The sequence below is a fragment of the Segatella intestinalis genome (genome assembly GCF_029348455.1).
In the GTDB taxonomy this organism is placed as follows: domain Bacteria; phylum Bacteroidota; class Bacteroidia; order Bacteroidales; family Bacteroidaceae; genus Prevotella.
Genome location: NZ_JARJVV010000009.1, coordinates 1 through 18,039, shown reverse-complemented (window position 1 = coordinate 18,039; position 18,039 = coordinate 1). Strand labels below are relative to the sequence as shown.

At 41.5% G+C, this 18,039-nt stretch carries 8 protein-coding genes; all 8 read left to right on the top strand.

The genetic code is table 11. The annotated features are described in order from the left end of the window. Window positions 1-463 precede the first annotated feature (463 nt). Entirely contained in the window at window positions 464-2,845 is a 2,382-nt protein-coding gene (locus P3T48_RS07250; RefSeq protein WP_276506206.1) for a glycoside hydrolase family 16 protein, read from the top strand. Window positions 2,846-3,867: 1,022 nt separating this feature from the next. Next, window positions 3,868-6,288 (top strand): leucine-rich repeat domain-containing protein, encoded by a 2,421-nt coding sequence (locus P3T48_RS07245; RefSeq protein WP_276506205.1) that lies wholly within the window; start codon window positions 3,868-3,870, stop codon window positions 6,286-6,288. Between the two features lie 12 nt (window positions 6,289-6,300). After that, a complete protein-coding gene (locus P3T48_RS07240) occupies window positions 6,301-6,492 on the top strand; it encodes a hypothetical protein (protein ID WP_276506204.1) in 192 nt (63 codons plus the stop codon). 36 nt (window positions 6,493-6,528) lie between these two features. After that, window positions 6,529-9,066, top strand: a complete 2,538-nt coding sequence (locus tag P3T48_RS07235) for an RICIN domain-containing protein (protein WP_276506203.1) — start codon at window positions 6,529-6,531, stop codon at window positions 9,064-9,066. Between the two features lie 47 nt (window positions 9,067-9,113). Continuing rightward, complete coding sequence (locus P3T48_RS07230) at window positions 9,114-11,948, top strand: C10 family peptidase (RefSeq protein ID WP_346429598.1); 2,835 nt, start codon at window positions 9,114-9,116, stop codon at window positions 11,946-11,948. A 265-nt stretch (window positions 11,949-12,213) separates the two neighbouring features. Next, window positions 12,214-14,067: a glycoside hydrolase family 64 protein gene (locus tag P3T48_RS07225; RefSeq protein WP_276506201.1), complete on the top strand. Its 1,854-nt coding sequence runs from the start codon at window positions 12,214-12,216 to the stop codon at window positions 14,065-14,067. Window positions 14,068-14,162: 95 nt separating this feature from the next. Continuing rightward, window positions 14,163-16,463, top strand: a complete 2,301-nt coding sequence (locus P3T48_RS07220; protein ID WP_276506200.1) for a DUF5121 domain-containing protein — start codon at window positions 14,163-14,165, stop codon at window positions 16,461-16,463. Between the two features lie 471 nt (window positions 16,464-16,934). After that, entirely contained in the window at window positions 16,935-17,960 is a 1,026-nt protein-coding gene (locus tag P3T48_RS07215; RefSeq protein ID WP_276506199.1) for a leucine-rich repeat domain-containing protein, read from the top strand. The last annotated feature ends 79 nt before the right edge of the window (window positions 17,961-18,039 follow it).

The window sequence follows — 18,039 nt, the reverse complement described above, 5'->3', positions numbered from 1 at the left end:
TAGGTGGACGACTTTTTCGTCTTCTACCGAAGCATTCGTTTTTCCGCTTGCAAATGTACTAAAAAAAATAGTCGGTAACAACCCAGTGATAAATAAAAGTGGATTTGTAAAGTAGAAAGTTTTTCTTATGTTTCTGATTATCAGTACTGTGCGAGAAACTTGAAAATCGAAATCAGTGGACGCTTTATAAAGCTGAACTTCGAGAAAAGGGCGCTTTCATCCTTCTTGTGTGTTGACAAAAAGTAGAATTGTGTTTTTGTGCGATTTTGCTTCTGTTCGTATGTTGTCCACTTTCTTCTTATCTTTGATTGTCTTTTAAACAGTTGATTATTAGTGGCTTGTGAATCTTATGGCGCTTCTGTTGTTCCACTTTTCCATTTTATGCCGAAAAATGGGTGGATTTTTTGCTTAATTTTGCGGCAACAATCTGATTTTTTTAATAACTTTAAAAACTTAAACGCGTATGAAACATTTGAATATACTTCTGTTTGCATCTTCCATGATGTTCGTGGCGCCTGCTTATGGTCAGGGCTATAAACAGGTATGGGCGGACGAGTTCAACAACGTAGGTTCAGTAGACGAAAGAACCTGGAACTTTGAGACTGGAAACTATAACCAGGGATTTGGCAACTGGGAGTTGGAAAACTATTCGAAGGCCAACGCCACCGTAGGTCTCGCACCCGACGGAACCACCAAGGCACTCATCATCTCTGCTAAGCCTGATCTTACTTCGGCACGACTCTTCACCAAGGACAAGGTGTCGTTCAAATATGGTAAGTTGGAAACACGCATCATGATCCCTAAGACTGCCAATGGTTTGTGGCCAGCCTTCTGGCTGCTTGGCAACACGGGAACATGGCCTTCGTGCGGTGAAATCGACGTTTTGGAGATGGGACATGCTGACGGAATCAAGAACGGCACTCAGGAGAAATACTATAGCGGCGCCTGCCACTGGGGTGTTTATCAGAATGGAGGCTATCCCAACTATGTCAAGTTCAGTACCTCGCCTACGAGCCTGCAGGACGGCAAGTTCCACAAGTTTGTATTGGAGTGGACGCCCGATGTCATCAACATGTATCTCGACGACGCTGCTAAACCTTATTATAGCATGGACATCAGCGACAGAAGTCAGAATACATCGCCAGGCAACTATTTCAACAAGCAGTTCTATCTGCTCGTCAACTTGGCGATAGGCGGCAACTTCACAGGCGTGCACGATAGAGCAGCCGTTACAGCCCTCAATTCTGGCGAGAAGAAGATGTATGTAGACTATATTCGCCTTTACCAGAAGGAGGGACAGGAGTGCTACACCGTCAACGGAAAAACCGTCGATAATATGAACGAAGACACACATTTCGAGGACACAACCACCAAGTTAGGAGAATATGGCTACAAGTCGCTCGATGCTACAGGTAAGTCGGTTTTCGACTTCTCTAAAGGTTCAGACTACGTCATTATCAGTGCTTCCACCGGTGTAATGCAGCAGATGGGTGAGAAAATCAAAGCCGACTATTCGGTAGACAACACCAAGCAGCACCTCTATATCTGGGAGAACACCTATGCGCCAAGCATTGGAACAGGTGTCAATTCCTTCGGACTCAACGAGGATTACTCTGTTTTTACCGTTACCCAAAAAGGATGGTCAGGATTGGGCTTTCACGGATTGAAAGACCTCTCCATGCTCGACGACAGCTACTATCTCCATTTCTCGATGAAGGGCGACGATGCTCTCTTGCATGCTTCTCATGCGATTCGTGTAGGTGAGGCCAGCTTCACTATTGGCAACAACCCTGTGGAGGGCATGATTTTGGGCGACTACAAACGCGATGGCGAATGGTACAGTTTCGACATTCCTTTCAGCAAGCTCAAGAAGATGGCAGGAACTGTGTTCCCCGACAAGGACGGTGGTGCTGCTGCCTATAGAGAGAATGCTATCAGCGCGCTCAGTGGTGGAAATGCTGGCACAAAACTTACCTTCGACAATGTGTTCTTCTATAAGAAGCAGGGTGGCAGCGAGACTCCTGATGTCGACGCTACGCTCGGAGAATTTGGATCCAAGTCGCTCAACGCCGAAAACCAGTCGACTTTCGACATTGCATCGGGTTCCGACTACGTGCTCATCGCCACTGGCAGCACCTTTGCCAATCAAGTAAAGGACGCAGGCAAGGTAAAGGCCGACTACAATGTCGACAATAGTCGCTATAACTTCAACCTCTGGGATGGCACCATGACAGGCGCTACACCCACAGGCACCAACAGCTTCGGCTACAACGAGGAATACTCCTGCGTGAAGGTTGTTGGCGGAAAAGGATGGTCGGGCGCCGGCTATGCTCCTGCAGCAGCCACCGATATGAGCATGATAGACGACAGTTACTGGCTCCACTTCTCAATGAAGACAACCAATGAGATCAGCAAGAGCGCTCCTTATGCCATCGTCATTGGCGAGAATGCTCACTTCACCATTGGCGCTGCTCCTTTCGAAGCTGGAGGTCAGAAATATGCAATTCTTGGCGATTTCTATCGCAATGGCGAATGGTACAGCTTCGACATCCCAATGACAGAAATCAAGAAATATGGCACTCCTGCCTTCTGGGGTAACAGTTCTTACAAAAATAACATCCTGAGTGTCCTTGCTGGCGGAACCAACGGTGTAGAGGTGAATCTCGACGGTGTCTTCTTCTACAAGAAGATTACTACTGGTATCCAGGCTTCTACTGCCGACAAGCAACAGCAAGCCAAGGTGCTCGGCATCTACGACCTCACTGGCCGCCGTGTCAGTGATATGAATGCTGGTGGCATTTACATCGTACGAACCAACCAAGGAAACTTTAAGGTGAAAAAGTAATATTTAAAGGTAAAAAAGTAAAAGGGTAAAAAAGTAAAAACAACTTTCTCAAATGGGGAAGTTAAGATAACTTCTCTAACTTCCGCACATGAGAAAGTTCAATAAATCAGGTACAAGGGGGCGTTTCTTCAAGATGAAATACCCCCTTTTATCTTAATATTTTTCAAAACGAAGAAAAAGATAAACAATAGATAATCAGTTACTTGTGCTCTTTTTGTTGCTTCGTGAAGCCACTTTTTTACCCACAGCCGAATAGCGAAACGATAAAAAGTGTAATTTTGCAAGCGAAAACTTAATAACTTAATTGTATAATTAAAGAACTATGCTTATGAATAGGAGAATTTACAAATTGTTACCTTTCTTTTGGCCTGATGATGAACCGCATCGGACGCAAAAATACAGTGCTGACGTCTATGGCCGTCGTTATAAAAGATGAACGCGTAAAAATATATCGTAGCTTTTAGTTCTTTCAGAACATCGTTGGCACAGATTAGGAATAACAACACATACAAGCATTATAACTTTGCGTACAAATTTAAATAACTCAAGTTTCGCAAGTGGTTTAAGTACGGGCTGAAGGCCCAAAAGCTCCAGAAGCAGCACGCCCTGAAAGGGCAGAAGCTCTTAGCCCAGGGCAGCGCCCTGGGTATAATGGCAATCGGCAAGGCGCCCTGTAAGGGCAAAAGCTTTGTAAATTGCCTGGAGTTTTAAAGCTTTTGCCCTTACAGGGCGACAGGTTTGCGTCCAAAATAACCCAGGGCGCTGCCCTGGGCTAAGAGCTTCTGCCCCTTCAGGGCGTGTGGGGCAAAACTTGCGAAACTTCAATAAATAATAACTAAAAAGAAAGGAGTGAGTTTCTCAGATTTTATTTGAATTTTTGCAATGTCATTCAGAGTTTTATTTGTTTTTTAAATGCAACACTAAGATAAGTGAAACTTCTGACATGACATAATCCTGGGCAATTTTTTGTTGCTAAGGTCTTTTAAAAGTTTAATTAATAATAGTGTTGCGGAATTATGGATATGAAAAAAAAATTACTTTTATCAATGATCTTGCTCGCTTTGTGCTTGATACAGGCTTCAGCGGACACTTATTACTTCAAAATCCAGCTTTCCAATGCGGATGGTACGCCGGGAGCATGGTCTAATTATATTAAGGTAGATGCTGTTGCAGATGGGACAGACGACAATGGTAAAACGAAATATAAATATCCTAACGGACTGAGAACACTTCTTAATGGAGGGACTGTAACTGTAGAGGATAATGAAAATCAAGAGAAAACCTATACATTGCCCAAAAATGGCAATAATGAGGTAAATCTGGATAGAATTTATGGTATTGCATTTGTCAATGGGAAAGGAAAAGGTAATAGTACACAACAAAACATAATGGAGGGAGATGAATATGAAGCGTGGAAGGAGATACGTGGGCGCATCAAATATCTCAGATTGCGCGATTATATACGTGATTCATATAATGATAATAGCTATTTCATGTATATGGATAATGTTGAAGAGTTGGAATTGCCTAAAGATGGTATGAATGTAGGAAGTGAGGATAATGATGGTATTATGTATTTCGCTAATGCTGGGAATCTGAAAAAAATAACTATATGTGATAAGAAGGGTATCGCCGTAGATATAACAGATGATGCGGTAACGGATAAACCCTTGCTGAATAGAGTTGGAAAATTTATGTTTTCCAATTGTTGTAGCTTGAGTACCAAATATATAAACCGTTTGATAAAGAATGTTACAGAGATAAAAGACAATGCTTTTTACGCAAATGACGAACATCGTGGTTATTTCTCTGACAAAGTAGCAGGCCATAATATGGCTATTGAGATACCCAGCTCAGTAACGAAAATAGGAAGTCAGGCTTTTTATAATCGAGTGAAAGTTACCGGACTGATTATTCACGGAAATGGTGGCAGCTTGGAGATTGGTTCTCAAGCATTCAGACGCTGCGAACAGTTGCATACCTTAAACTTGGATAATGCTAAGATAACCTATCTTGGAACTGGTGTATTTGGTGACTGTCGATCCATGACCAACGAATTTGTTAATGGTGTGTTAACGAATTATGCAGCCAATGGGGGAAAGAAGATTCCTGCTTATCTGTTTTTTGGCTGCAACGGACAAGATGGACATGATGGATTGGATCCGGATAAGAATAAAAATGTTTGTTCTTTTACCGATTTGAATATTCCTGCACAGTTTACTGAAATAGGAGATGGTGCATTTGCTTCTACTGGTGATGCTAAAATAAAGTTGAAAACTATCACAGTGAACAGTGAGAAGGCTCCTACGTGCCTACAAGGGGAAACGGACGAATATGCAAATATTAAAAATAAAAGCGTGTTTGCAGGGCTGGATCCAAATATGACAACTGTAATCTTTGCTGATAAAGCACAAAACTGGGAGGAAACTGAGACAACTGGTTTTTTGACCTATATGAATGATGGGTCTGAGTTTCAGCGTCTTCTCACAAAAGACCTATATAGTGATCATACAGAATATAAGAATGTGCCGCAGCAACATGCGATAGTAAAATTGCACAGAACACTTAAGGAGGGTTGGAACACCATTTGTCTGCCTTTTGGAGTGAATAACAGATATGGTAGTTTGTGGGGTGAAGCTTATAAAACCAAACAGGCTCACAATGCACGCATCATAGTGAATGGGCTTACCAATAATGATAGCAAGGCTAATGGTAATAATTTCAAAATGGGTGTATACCGCGGCTATTGGCGAGATGGTAAGACTTTCATGTTTCTCCATTACACCGATTTTGATGCTTATCCGCTTGATTTAGGTGAGACATTCCTTGTTAAGATGAGAAAACAAGATATTGCAGAAGATGGTATTTATACGTTTAGAAATGTTGATTTGAACTACCGCTGGTCTGCAGATGGAGAAAGTGGAAATGATGGGAATTGGACGCTTGTAAAAACATATTCTGCTGAGGAAATGTTAGGTCAGGTAAAGGATTTTAATGGTGAAGTGAATACTGCTGAGAAACCATTTGCAGGTAAGGCAACCTATGTTGATTATGTGCTTAGAGGTTCTCTTGTTCAGTGCACGGGCACTGTGGGGGATTCAAAAGTTGGAATAACAACCGATGATTATTTCTTTCAGCAGTCCCAAAACGGCACGATGAAACTCTATCCCTATCCAGCTGGTAAAACATACGGTATCCGTGGGTTCAGTGGGTGGTTTCATCGTAATAATAGTAACTCGAATGCTCATGAACTTTCTTTAAGTTTGTTTGATGATAGTTGTACCACTCCTATAGAAACAGTAAAGGTAGATGACTTGAATAGAGACACTTCTGGCAAAGTTTATAGCATCAGCGGAGTGCTTATGAAAAACAATGCCGCCGATCTGAATAATCTGCCAAAGGGCATTTATGTCGTGAATGGAAAAAAATATGTAGTCAAATAAAAAAAAGCAACAATGAAAAAGGAATATATAAAACCGAAAATCATTATTATAAAAACATGTAATGATGATGCTTTATTACAAACAGTATCGCTTTATGATATCGGCAATGACAAGCCTATTGAAAATATTGCCGGCGAAGGTGGCGAAGGTGGCGAAGGTGGCGAACCGGACACCGGCGAAGGTGGATTCATTTGGAATGACTAACAACTTTATTTCACGTTTTTCCAAAAAGTACAAAGCATGAATACATTTAAACAAACTCTTTTTTTATTGCTCATTCTCGTATTTTCGGGAGTGAGCAAAACTATTGCCCAATCCACTGGCGTGTATGTAGGTGGACATATCCGACGTGAACGTCCCGGTACCATCGAGAAATTACGCAATTCTGGTTTCACATACATCATTCTCTTCAATATCAACGTTGAGCCCGATGGTACACTGACTACAGATGGCGAGACGGTATGCAAAGATGGAAAGTATGTGTTTGGTAACACGCAACCCAACTATGTCTCTGACATAAAAAAACTAAAACAGGCACCAACAACCATAAGTAGAATAGAAATATGTATAGGTGGTTGGGGTAACGAGTCTTTTCGTCGCATCAAGGAACTTATTAATAGACATGGTGTAGGAAGTGGTACCATCTTGTATAAGAATTTTAAAGCGCTTAAAAATGCCATTCCAGAGATTGATGCTGTAAACAACGATGATGAGCATTGCTACGATGTCGCAACGGCTGTTAAATTCCACCAGATGATGTATGAATTGGGGTATAAAACAACTATCGCGCCATATACGAACCGTAGTTTTTGGGAAAATCTTGTTTCTCAGTTGGGCGATAGATGTGATAGGGTACTTATACAGTGTTATGATGGCGGAGCAGGAAACAATCCATCCGACTGGCATTTAGGTAACAGAGCTGTCCATGCAGGAAGAATGAATTACCAAGGAGGTGGTGTAGATGCATGCGTAGCTCAGATGGAGTCATGGAAGAAAAATAATGGAGTGAGCGGAGGTTTTATTTGGCTTTATAACGATGAAACATGGAATCTTAATCAGTGGGCAACGAGGATGCTACGTGTGTTTGGTACAAAAAAGTGCGATGACAATATAGCAATTCTTTATGCAGATTCCGACTATCGTGGTTATTCAAAATCATTGGGCGAGGGTAGCTACACTCAGGCAGATCTCGCCATGTATGGCATTAGTGCTAAGGATATATCATCGTTGAAGGTCACAAAAGGCTTCAAGATTACACTCTATGAGAATGCTGATTTCACTGGTAATTCAAAGAGTTGGACAACAGACGCTTCTTTTGTTGGTGGGGATTGGAACGATAAGGCTTGTTCGGTGCGAATCGAACCAAATGGCAAGAGCGGTCTGTCGGGTAACTTCAAAATCATGAACCGCAACAGTGGTAAGTATCTTGACTTGGATAATAACAAGACTGATAACAATACCGCAATCGTCCAGTTTGATGACGAGGGTGTAGATGCCTCTCAGACGTGGACATTTACAGAGGTGATGAAAGGTAAGGGTGTCTACTCCATCTGCTCCTATGGTAATAAGAACCGAGGTATGGATGTCGTTGATTTTTCTAAGGATAACGGAGCTCAGGTGCAACTATACGACTATTTGGGTAATCCTCATCAACAGTTTATTCTCTACGACTGTGGTGAAGGCTATTATCAACTTGTAGCTCGTAACAGTGGTAAAGTGGTAGAGATTCCACAATCAAGCAAAGGAAATGGTGAATGGATAAAAATCTACGACAACAATGGCTCCCACACACAACAGTGGGCCGTGGTTGAGAACCGATACGACGAGGCTTCTGCAGTTACATTGTATACCGATGCAGACTATAAGGGTAAAGCTGTGACCCTTTCTGAAGGCCAATATAACCTCAGTCGAATGGGGCTTTACAATCTGAAGGACAATGATATGAGTTCTTTGAAGGTCACTTCTGGTTTCAAGGTTACAATCTATGAGGATGACAATTTCAATGGCAAAAGTAAGTCATACACAGCCTCTGAGAGTTTCGTTGGTGAAGAATGGAATGATAAGATGTCTTCGTTGAAGGTTGAGGCATACGGAAAGAGTGGACTGTCAGGTGACTATAAGTTGCAAAACCGCAACAGTGGTAAGTTTCTTGATTTGGACAACAACACCACAGACAATAAAACAGCCATCGTTCAATATGATGATGAGTACATAGATGCAACGCAGATATGGACATTGACAGAGATTGGTGGTGAAAAAGGTGTTTATTCTATTTGTACTTCAGTCAACAAAAGGCAAGGTATGGATGTAGCCGATTGGTCGAAAAACGATGGCGCCCAGGTGCAACTCTATGAATATAGCGGCCACAGGAATCAACAGTTCATCGTTGTCGAAAAGGGTGATGGTTATTATCAATTTGTTTCACGTCTTAGTGGTAAAGTGATAGAGATACCGAACTCGAGCAAGGACAATGGCGAGTGGATAAAGCTATATGACAACAATGGCACCAATACGCAACAGTGGAAATTCGTTAGTCCGTCAGTCTATTCTGGCATCGTAAACACCGAAAGTCTCTCTGGGATGAACCTCAGAAAAGAGGGCAATACCATCATCGTGACAGGTGCAAAAGGCAAAGAATTGACTATCTATGATGTAAGCGGAAGACTGATACGTTGCGAGAGGGTTCTATCGAACGTAGACTCAATATCCATCTATGGCCAACCTTCAGGAATTTATGTGATAAAGGTAGCTCAAGAAATATTCAAAATTAGATTTTGATGCTAATAAAGACACTTATAATTGTTTAATACAAAAACTAAAGACTTATGAGATTTAAAAACTTATTAACCATTTTATTACTCTTCGTTGCTACATTGCTTTGGGCTGAGCCTATAACACAGAGTACTGCGCGAAAGAAAGCAGTAAACTTTGCAAGTAAGCATGGTAAGACTATAGCTGAAGATGTAAAAAACCTTTTTAAAGTGAGAGGCAAGACTAAAGCACAAGCAATGCCGTATTATGTATTTAATACCAATGATGATAACGGTTTTGTTATTGTTTCGGGAGATGACCGAACAGCGGAGATCCTTGCTTACTCGGATAAAGGTCGTTTTAATGCAGATGAAATACCAGATAATATGCGCGCATGGCTTCGTTATTATGCCCATGTGATAGGTACGTTGGAATCCACATCGTCTGTCAAAGCGTCAAGTACCACATTATATGATAATGGACTACGTGAAGCCAATAGCGCTATCTCTCCCCTTCTATCTTGCACCTGGAATCAAGGTAGTCCTTATTATGATCGCTGTCCGTTAGTTGAAGGGCGCAGATGCTACACAGGTTGCGTATGTACAGCTGCTGCACAAGTGATGTATTATCATCAATGGCCTAAATCTGCTACCACTAATATTTCAGAGCATTCGTTTACATATAATAATAGGAGATACACGGAAAACGAACTAACACCTGTTGTCTTCGATTGGAAAAGCATGAATAACAGTTATCGTGATGGTCAATCAGATCATTCGGCAACTGCTGTCGCTGTACTCATGCAATATGTAGGGCAGGCCATTAAGTCTGGCTATGGACCTGATGGAACTGGATCAAGTTTTACAGAAGTGGAGAATGCCTTAAAGAACAACTTCGGTTACGATGGAAATATTCAACATCTTTTTCGTAACAATTATAGTAACGAAGCATGGGAAAGTTTGATATATCGAGAATTGGCAGAGCGCCGGCCGGTCCTCTATGCAGGCACATCAAGTGGTGGAGCACATGCATTTGTATGTGATGGATATGATGGAAACGGTCTTTTTCATATCAATTGGGGATGGGGAGGAATGTGCAACGGCTACTTCAAACTATCCGTTTTGAACCCTAACGACAATAGTGGCATGGGTGCAAGTAGTTCAAAAGACGGCTATTCCATGAATCAAGATGTGCTCATTGGGATACAACCTCCATCGAAACACGCCGATAATCCTGTGGCAACATTTTATTCTGATATCGACTACAAAGGTAAGGCTGTGGACTTACCAGAAGGAGAGTTTTTGCTGTCCTCATTACAGTCATATGGGATAACAAACGATGATATATCGTCGTTGAAGGTGAAGAGTGGTTTCAAAGTCGTTGTCTATGAGAATGATGGATTCGGCGGGAAGAGCAAATCTTACACAGCTTCTACTGCTAATATGGGTTCTGAGTGGAACAAGCAAGTATCATCAATAAAGATCGAACCAAATGGTAAGAGCGGTCTATCGGGTAACTTCAAAATCATGAACCGCAACAGTGGTAAGTATCTTGACTTGGATAATAACAAGACTGATAACAATACCGCAATCGTCCAGTTTGATGACGAGGGTGTAGATGCCTCTCAGACGTGGACATTTACAGAGGTGATGAATGGTAAGGGTGTCTACTCCATCTGCTCCTATGGTAATAAGAACCGAGGTATGGATGTCGCTGATTTTTCTAAGGAAAACGGAGCTCAGGTGCAACTATACGACTATTTGGGTAATCCTCATCAACAGTTTATTCTCTACGACTGTGGTGAAGGCTATTATCAACTTGTAGCTCGTAACAGTGGTAAAGTGGTAGAGATTCCACAATCAAGCAAAGGAAATGGTGAATGGATAAAAATCTACGACAACAATGGCTCCCACACACAACAGTGGGCCGTGGTTGAGAACCGATACGACGAGGCTTCTGCAGTTACATTGTATACCGATGCAAGCTATAAGGGTAAAGCTGTGACCCTTTCTGAAGGCCAATATAACCTCAGTCGAATGGGGCTTTACAATCTGAAGGACAATGATATGAGTTCTTTGAAGGTCACTCCTGGTTTCAAGGTTACAATCTATGAGGATGACAATTTCAATGGCAAAAGTAAGTCATACACAGCCTCTGAGAGTTTCGTTGGTGAAGAATGGAATGATAAGATGTCTTCGTTGAAGGTTGAGGCATACGGAAAGAGTGGACTGTCAGGTGACTATAAGTTGCAAAACCGCAACAGTGGTAAGTTTCTTGATTTGGACAACAACAACACAGACAATAAAACAGCCATCGTTCAATATGATGATGAGTACATAGATGCAACGCAGATATGGACATTGACAGAGATTGGTGGTGAAAAAGGTGTTTATTCTATATGTACTTCAGTCAACAAAAGGCAAGGTATGGATGTAGCCGATTGGTCGAAAGACAATGGCGCCCAGGTGCAACTCTATGAATATATCGGCAACAGGAATCAACAGTTCATCGTTGTCGAAAAGGGTGATGGTTATTATCAATTTGTTTCACGTCTTAGTGGTAAAGTGATAGAGATACCGAGCTCGAGCAAGGACAATGGCGAGTGGATAAAGCTATATGACAACAATGGCACCAATACGCAACAGTGGAAATTCGTTAGTCCGTCAGTCTATTCTGGCATCGCAAACACCGAAAGTCTCTCTGGGATGAACCTCAGAAAAGAGGGCAATACCATCATCGTGACAGGTGCAAAAGGCAAAGAATTGACTATCTATGATGTAAGCGGAAGACTGATACGTTGCGAGACAATAGATTCTGCCAAATATTCCATGTCTTTGGATAAAATGAAGGCAGGTATCTACATCATGAAAATAGATTCCATTGCTAAAAAGATACGGGTCGAGCTGTAACATTGCTATATTCTATAATCTAATAATTGAACTTTAGCAAGTTCGGAAGTTAAAGAATTTAAAGAAGTTATCACTCCCTTCGGTCGTTAGAAGTTATAGCCAACAGCCTTTTTGGTTGAAAATTTAGCTGTAAAGCATTTGGCTTTAACTTCTCTAACTTCTTTAAATTCTTTAACTTCTCCATTTGTGAAAGTTGAGTACTAATAATTCAAAATTAACTATTATGAAAAAAAATCGTATTTTATTGTTTTTAACGTTATTCTGCGTGGCAATTCTGAAAGTCCATGCACAAAAAATTCCTATTGAGATAGTGAACAATTCTGTTTTTCCTGACGACAAGGTATATGTGGCTATCATTGGTAAGAAAGTGAGTGATGATGCTCCTATTTATTATGACCTCATAGCCAACAATGCAAGTGATGCTGCACTCAGGACCCTTACTGTCAATACAAACACTCTGCATAAGTTCAACGGAGATAGAGGTTATGCCAATGTGTTTACGCCGCTGAATCAGATAAAAAACAAAACCATTTACGTAGATAAAACCCATGCTTGCCGTATGTTTTTTGGTTTCAATTCACCGCTTTACCTACACGTAAACGATAATAATGGTGGGTATGCAGGAGCTGACATGCAAAACCCTTCCGACCCGAATATCGATCTGCGATGGGAACTTATTGAATTTACTTATGATAGGTATGGTGTGATGTTTATCAATACCTCACGTGTTGATGCATTCCAATATCCCATGGGATTGGAACTATATGGAAATGCTTCGGCAGGTGCCAATAATCCATACACCAAGCGTGGAGAGGTGAATACCTATGAGGAGATTATCAATCGCTGGAAGACACAAAACGAAGGTAATATCTTCTCTAACTGTCTGAAGAACAATATAACTCAGGATCATTTGGGAGGTATTATTATGCAACCATCTAAAGTGGCAGAGGTGAAGAATACTGGATATTTCGATGGCTACATCAACCGTATCTGGAGCGAGTTTCGCAATAAAGACATACACGTAAACATGGGCAACCAATTAGGTGTTTGGCGTGGACGTGTGAATGGCAACAACTTCGTCTTAAAAAGTGAGTCAGGACCTCGTCAAGGGCAGACGGCCATTGTAGGCAAGCCTACCTCCATTGATGTGATAGAAGGTGCAGGAGAGTTTGCAAAATTCAATGGCAACAGTGCAGATCTTCCAGTACAAGCCATGTTCTGTGGAGCGATGAATCGTGGAGTGATAAAAACAAATCTTGCAAATGGCGAACTGCAGGATTGGGGAGATACAGGAAGCTTCTTCAACACCGATGTATATAACCCTTATGTGAAATTCTTCCATCAGAAAGACATCAGTTACGACGGTTATACCTATGCCTTCGCATACGATGACACATTTGACCAAAGTTCAACATGTGCCACCAATCATCCAGAACGTGCCGTGGTAACTATTGGTGGATTTAAAGGACAGTCTGGGACAGATCATCCTATACCAGAAGTTACTGCTGCTCCTATCCCTCATCACACAACTGACAATGTGAAATCGGTTTATAGTGATACTTACACTTCGCTTGTTCCGCATATGTTTATTGGCTCTTGGCAACAAAAGACAGCTACACAGAGTGTCAGCCTTGACGGCAACAATACACTCAAGTGTTCCAACTTTAATTATGTCGGAATTGAGTTTGGCGGTCCTGAGATAGACGCAACAGATATGGAATATCTCCATTTGGATATCTATCCTCTATCTTCTTTTACGATCAATGTATACCCAATATGTCGTAACAACGATGGGAGTGTCAACGACCAATTGAAAAAACCTATTAATCTCATAGCTAATCAATGGAATAGCATAGATATCCCTATGAGTGATTTTGTTGGACTCAACGCTTCCAGGATCTTCCAGTTCAAGTTTGATAACGGTAAAGGAGAGACCTTCTATCTCGACAATCTGTATTTCTACAAGAATGGTTCTTCTAGCGGAATAAGTAGCATAGAGACCCACACACAGGATAATCATGCGTGGTACAACTTGCAAGGTCAGCGTATGAACGATGGTGCAGGCTCATTGCCAAAGGGAGTGTACATACATAACGGAAAGAAGATTTTTGTGAAATAACATAAAATAATAAAAACTCATGCGGAAGATTCTTCCGCATGAGTGATAACCAGATCAGTGACATGAGTCCAGTATGTGGTCAAATAATTAAAAATATGAAGAGACGAATTCTTTTTGCAAAAAACTTTTTCCTTGTAGGTTTATTGCTATTAACTTCTTTACAAGTCATAGCGCAAAAAGCCCGTGTGATGATCACTACGGAAAACAACAGTAAACTCTTGTCAGAGACAATACTGAAAACCACAAAAGGTAGACCTGCATCCAACTATGTGCGTATCAATACAGACCGTCAATATCAGACGGTAGATGGTTTTGGCTTCGCTCTTACCGGAGGGACGTGTTACAATCTTATGCGAATGAGTGTAGGAGAACGTGATGCACTTCTTAAGAAAATATTTTCAGAGCGCCAGGGTTATGGTGCGAGTTATGTGCGCATAAGCATAGGATGTAGTGACTTTTCTCTTTCACGCTATACTCTTTGCGATGTAAAAGGCATAGAAAATTTTGCCCTTCAAAGTGAAGAAATTGCGTATGTGATTCCCATTCTAAAAGAAGTGCAAGCCATCAACCCCAAGCTGAAAATCATTGCCGCACCATGGACTGCTCCTAAATGGATGAAGGTGAGTCAGAAAAATGGGGATGTTCCGTATGATAACTATGTAGGCGGACATCTGAATAAAACTTGTTATTCGGACTATGCGGACTATTTCGTAAGGTTTCTGAAAGCGATGAAAAACAACGGAATAACAATCCATGCGGTGACTCCACAAAATGAACCTGGAAACGGAAACAACGAAGGAGGAGCTATGCTCATGGATGTTGAAGAGGAAATAGCTTTTGTTAAGGTTCTTGCCACAGCCTTTCACAATGCAGGACTGAGTACCAAGATATATCTTTTTGACCACAATTTTAATAACGAACAATATGCCGAACAGGTAGCAAAGTCCTTGCGGTCATCATCGTTTCTTGGTGACGATCTTGTGGAAGGTGCCGCTTTTCATAACTATGGGGGTGACCCTACAGCCATGGCTACGTTTTATAATAACACGGGTCTGAAGTCAATCTATACTGAGTCAAGTATAGGCTCGTGGAACGATGGACGTAATCTAAATGGCAAGCTATGCGGAGAATTCAACTGGTCGGGTTTGCGTGCGTTGCAAAACCAGAGTAGTGCATTTATAGCATGGAACCTGCTTCTCGACTATAATGGTCATCCTACCACCTTATCTAATAGTACTGTGTATGGCAATATGGAAATAGATGCAAGTAGTTATGCGCTCTCTACGGTACGCTACAATCGCGATTATTATATCATTTGTCATCTTTCTTCTGTCATCCGACCTGGTGCGGTAAGATGTGACTATATAGAGAATGGTGTACCAAGAGATGACTGGAACTTCAATTATGTCGCACTAAGAAACTCGGATGGCACCACAGCTTTTGTCATTAGTAATAAGACATCGGTCGAAAAGCATATCAACCTTGCTTCGAATAGCGAATATGTGAACGTAGATATACCTGCCAAAAGTGTTGTTTCTGTCCTTTTGGGAGATACAGAACAAAATGCCGTGACCTTTGGTGGTATGGAGATGATTCCGTCAGATAACCGAAATAGTTTTTCTATCAATACCTATCTTGAAAAGGGCAAAACATACACTGCTGTAGGCGATGATGCCTTCAGTTCACCTGACTTCTATGAAGATCCTGATTTTTTCATTAAGTTAGGAAATGGTCGTTTCAAGTTTACGGCTCTCAGTGGTTATTATAACATCAAGTTTGTCCCCGCAACGAAGAGTTTTCGTATATACGCCTCTCATGAGAATGGGAATCCATTGAGTCTTAATGCAGATGGCACCGGTGCCTTATGGGCTATTGGCAGTGATGGATTGCATAAACCGTATTATAGTATCATAAGCAATCAGAGCTGGTGGACTGATACCGACCATGCTACATGTATGGCACCCGTGGGCAACAAGAGATACCAACTGACACTTACTGCAGGTCGTCAACTGAATGTAAATAATGTTGACTTTAAATTTTTCGGACAGGCAGGATGGGGTGTTGAATTGAATCCTACAGGTGAATACCGCATCTCTTCCAGGAGTGATGTGTTTCTCATAGGGCATAAGGCAGTGAATGGGCATAGTGATGGCAATGTGTATGTGGCTGACGGTGTGACGCTACAAGAAGGAAGAACCTTTCGTTTTATCGTTGACATGTCGGTTCCCTCGCAGCCAGTAATGTCTGTTGATGATATATCTACGGGCATAAAACATCCTGAAGTATCTGCTGATGGTCTTTCCCACGAGTGGTTCACACTTTCAGGTATAAAGATCGAACGGCCACATAAAGCTGGTGTTTATTTATGTAATGGGAAAAAAATCAGGATCTTATAAATATCTGAGAACTGAATAGTTCATTTAATGTTTATGGTAACTGATTTTTCAGAAATGATAATTTCTCAAAAATCCTACACACAGTGATATGAATGCTGGTGGCATTTACATCGTACGAACCAACAAGGGAAACTTTAAGGTAAAAAAGTAATATTTAAAGGTAAAAAAGTAAAAGGGTAAAAAAGTAAAAACAACTTTCTCAAATGGGGAAGTTAAGATAACTTCTCTAACTTCCGCACTGAGAAAGTTCAATAAATCTGGTACAAGGGGGCGTTTCATCAAGATGGAATGCCCCTGTTGTCTTTATATTTTTCAAAACGAAGAAAATCGGTAAACAATAGATAATCAGTTACTTGTGCTCTTTCTGTTGCTTCATGAATCCCCTTTTTTTCTCACAGCCGAAAAACGTAACGATAAAAAGAGTAAATTTGCAAGCGAAAACTTAATTGTGTAATTAAAAGAACTATGCTTATGAATAGGAGAATTTACAAATTGTTACTTTTCTGTATGGTTAGCATGCTTTCTGTTTTTGTGCATGCTGCCAATACGCTGCAAGTAATCTATCAGATTGGTGACGCCACAGAAACCGTCACTTCTGGAGTCAGTACTGAAGGCAATCTTGCCACACTTCTTGGAGACGAAGACAAAGCCCTGAAAGTTACGCAACTTAGCGTGAAAGGCTATCTTAATGATGCAGACATCCGTCTGCTGCAGAAGATGGCGGGATACAGTGAGGGAACAGACAGTAATGTACCAGGCAGTCTGATATCGCTCAATCTTTCTGAAGCCACTTTTACGGAGACAGGCAAGATAGTGCCCGAAAGCATCTTCCAGAACTGTAAGAATCTGCAGCATGTAGACCTCAGCAACATGACCGAGATAGGAAAGGGGGCGTTCGAAAACAGCGCTCTTACCGATATTTCTATCCCTGCCTCTGTCACTAAAATCTGTGCACATGCTTTTAGGTATTGTAGTGCCTTGAAGACCTTGGAGTTCGTGGCAGGCACTCCAGAAAAGGAACTGGTGCTCGAGACGGAGGCTTTCTTTGGTTGCGGCAACATGGATCTCGCTAACAATGGAGTCTTGCCCTCACGCATCATCAGCATAGCGGCCAGAACCTTTCAGGAATGTGGAATCACCAAGCTCACCCTGCCTCAGAACGACAAACTGACTGGAGTCAGCCGCAAGCTCGAGTTCAACGGTGTGCAGACTGATAATATGGGAGCTTTAGGCTACGGTGTCTTCTTCGGCTGTCGCAAACTTACCGACCTCACCATTCCTGCCAACGTGACGGTAATCAACGAGGTGGTGTTTCAGGACTGCAACCTGCAGAACGTCACTTTTGCCGATGCTACCAAGATAACAGAGATACAGATGTGCGCATTCGCCAACAACCAGAATCTGACAGGAGTCTTTGCAGGCAAGAACTTTAACAACTTGAAAACCATAGGTGAGGGCAGGGCAAACGCATCAAACTTTTTACCTTTTAACATATAGATATTAATGTTGTATCTTATTGAATATTAACTATTTATATTTGCTTATACCAAAAATATTTTGTATCTTTGTAAAGAAT

Bases quoted from the DNA above. Each gene is read 5' to 3' on its own strand.
- P3T48_RS07250 (WP_276506206.1), top strand. From the start codon at position 464: ATGAAACATTTGAATATACTTCTGTTTGCATCTTCCATGATGTTCGTG.
- P3T48_RS07245 (WP_276506205.1), top strand. From the start codon at position 3,868: ATGAAAAAAAAATTACTTTTATCAATGATCTTGCTCGCTTTGTGCTTG.
- P3T48_RS07240 (WP_276506204.1), top strand. From the start codon at position 6,301: ATGAAAAAGGAATATATAAAACCGAAAATCATTATTATAAAAACATGT.
- P3T48_RS07235 (WP_276506203.1), top strand. From the start codon at position 6,529: ATGAATACATTTAAACAAACTCTTTTTTTATTGCTCATTCTCGTATTT.
- P3T48_RS07230 (WP_346429598.1), top strand. From the start codon at position 9,114: ATGAGATTTAAAAACTTATTAACCATTTTATTACTCTTCGTTGCTACA.
- P3T48_RS07220 (WP_276506200.1), top strand. From the start codon at position 14,163: ATGAAGAGACGAATTCTTTTTGCAAAAAACTTTTTCCTTGTAGGTTTA.
- P3T48_RS07215 (WP_276506199.1), top strand. From the start codon at position 16,935: ATGAATAGGAGAATTTACAAATTGTTACTTTTCTGTATGGTTAGCATG.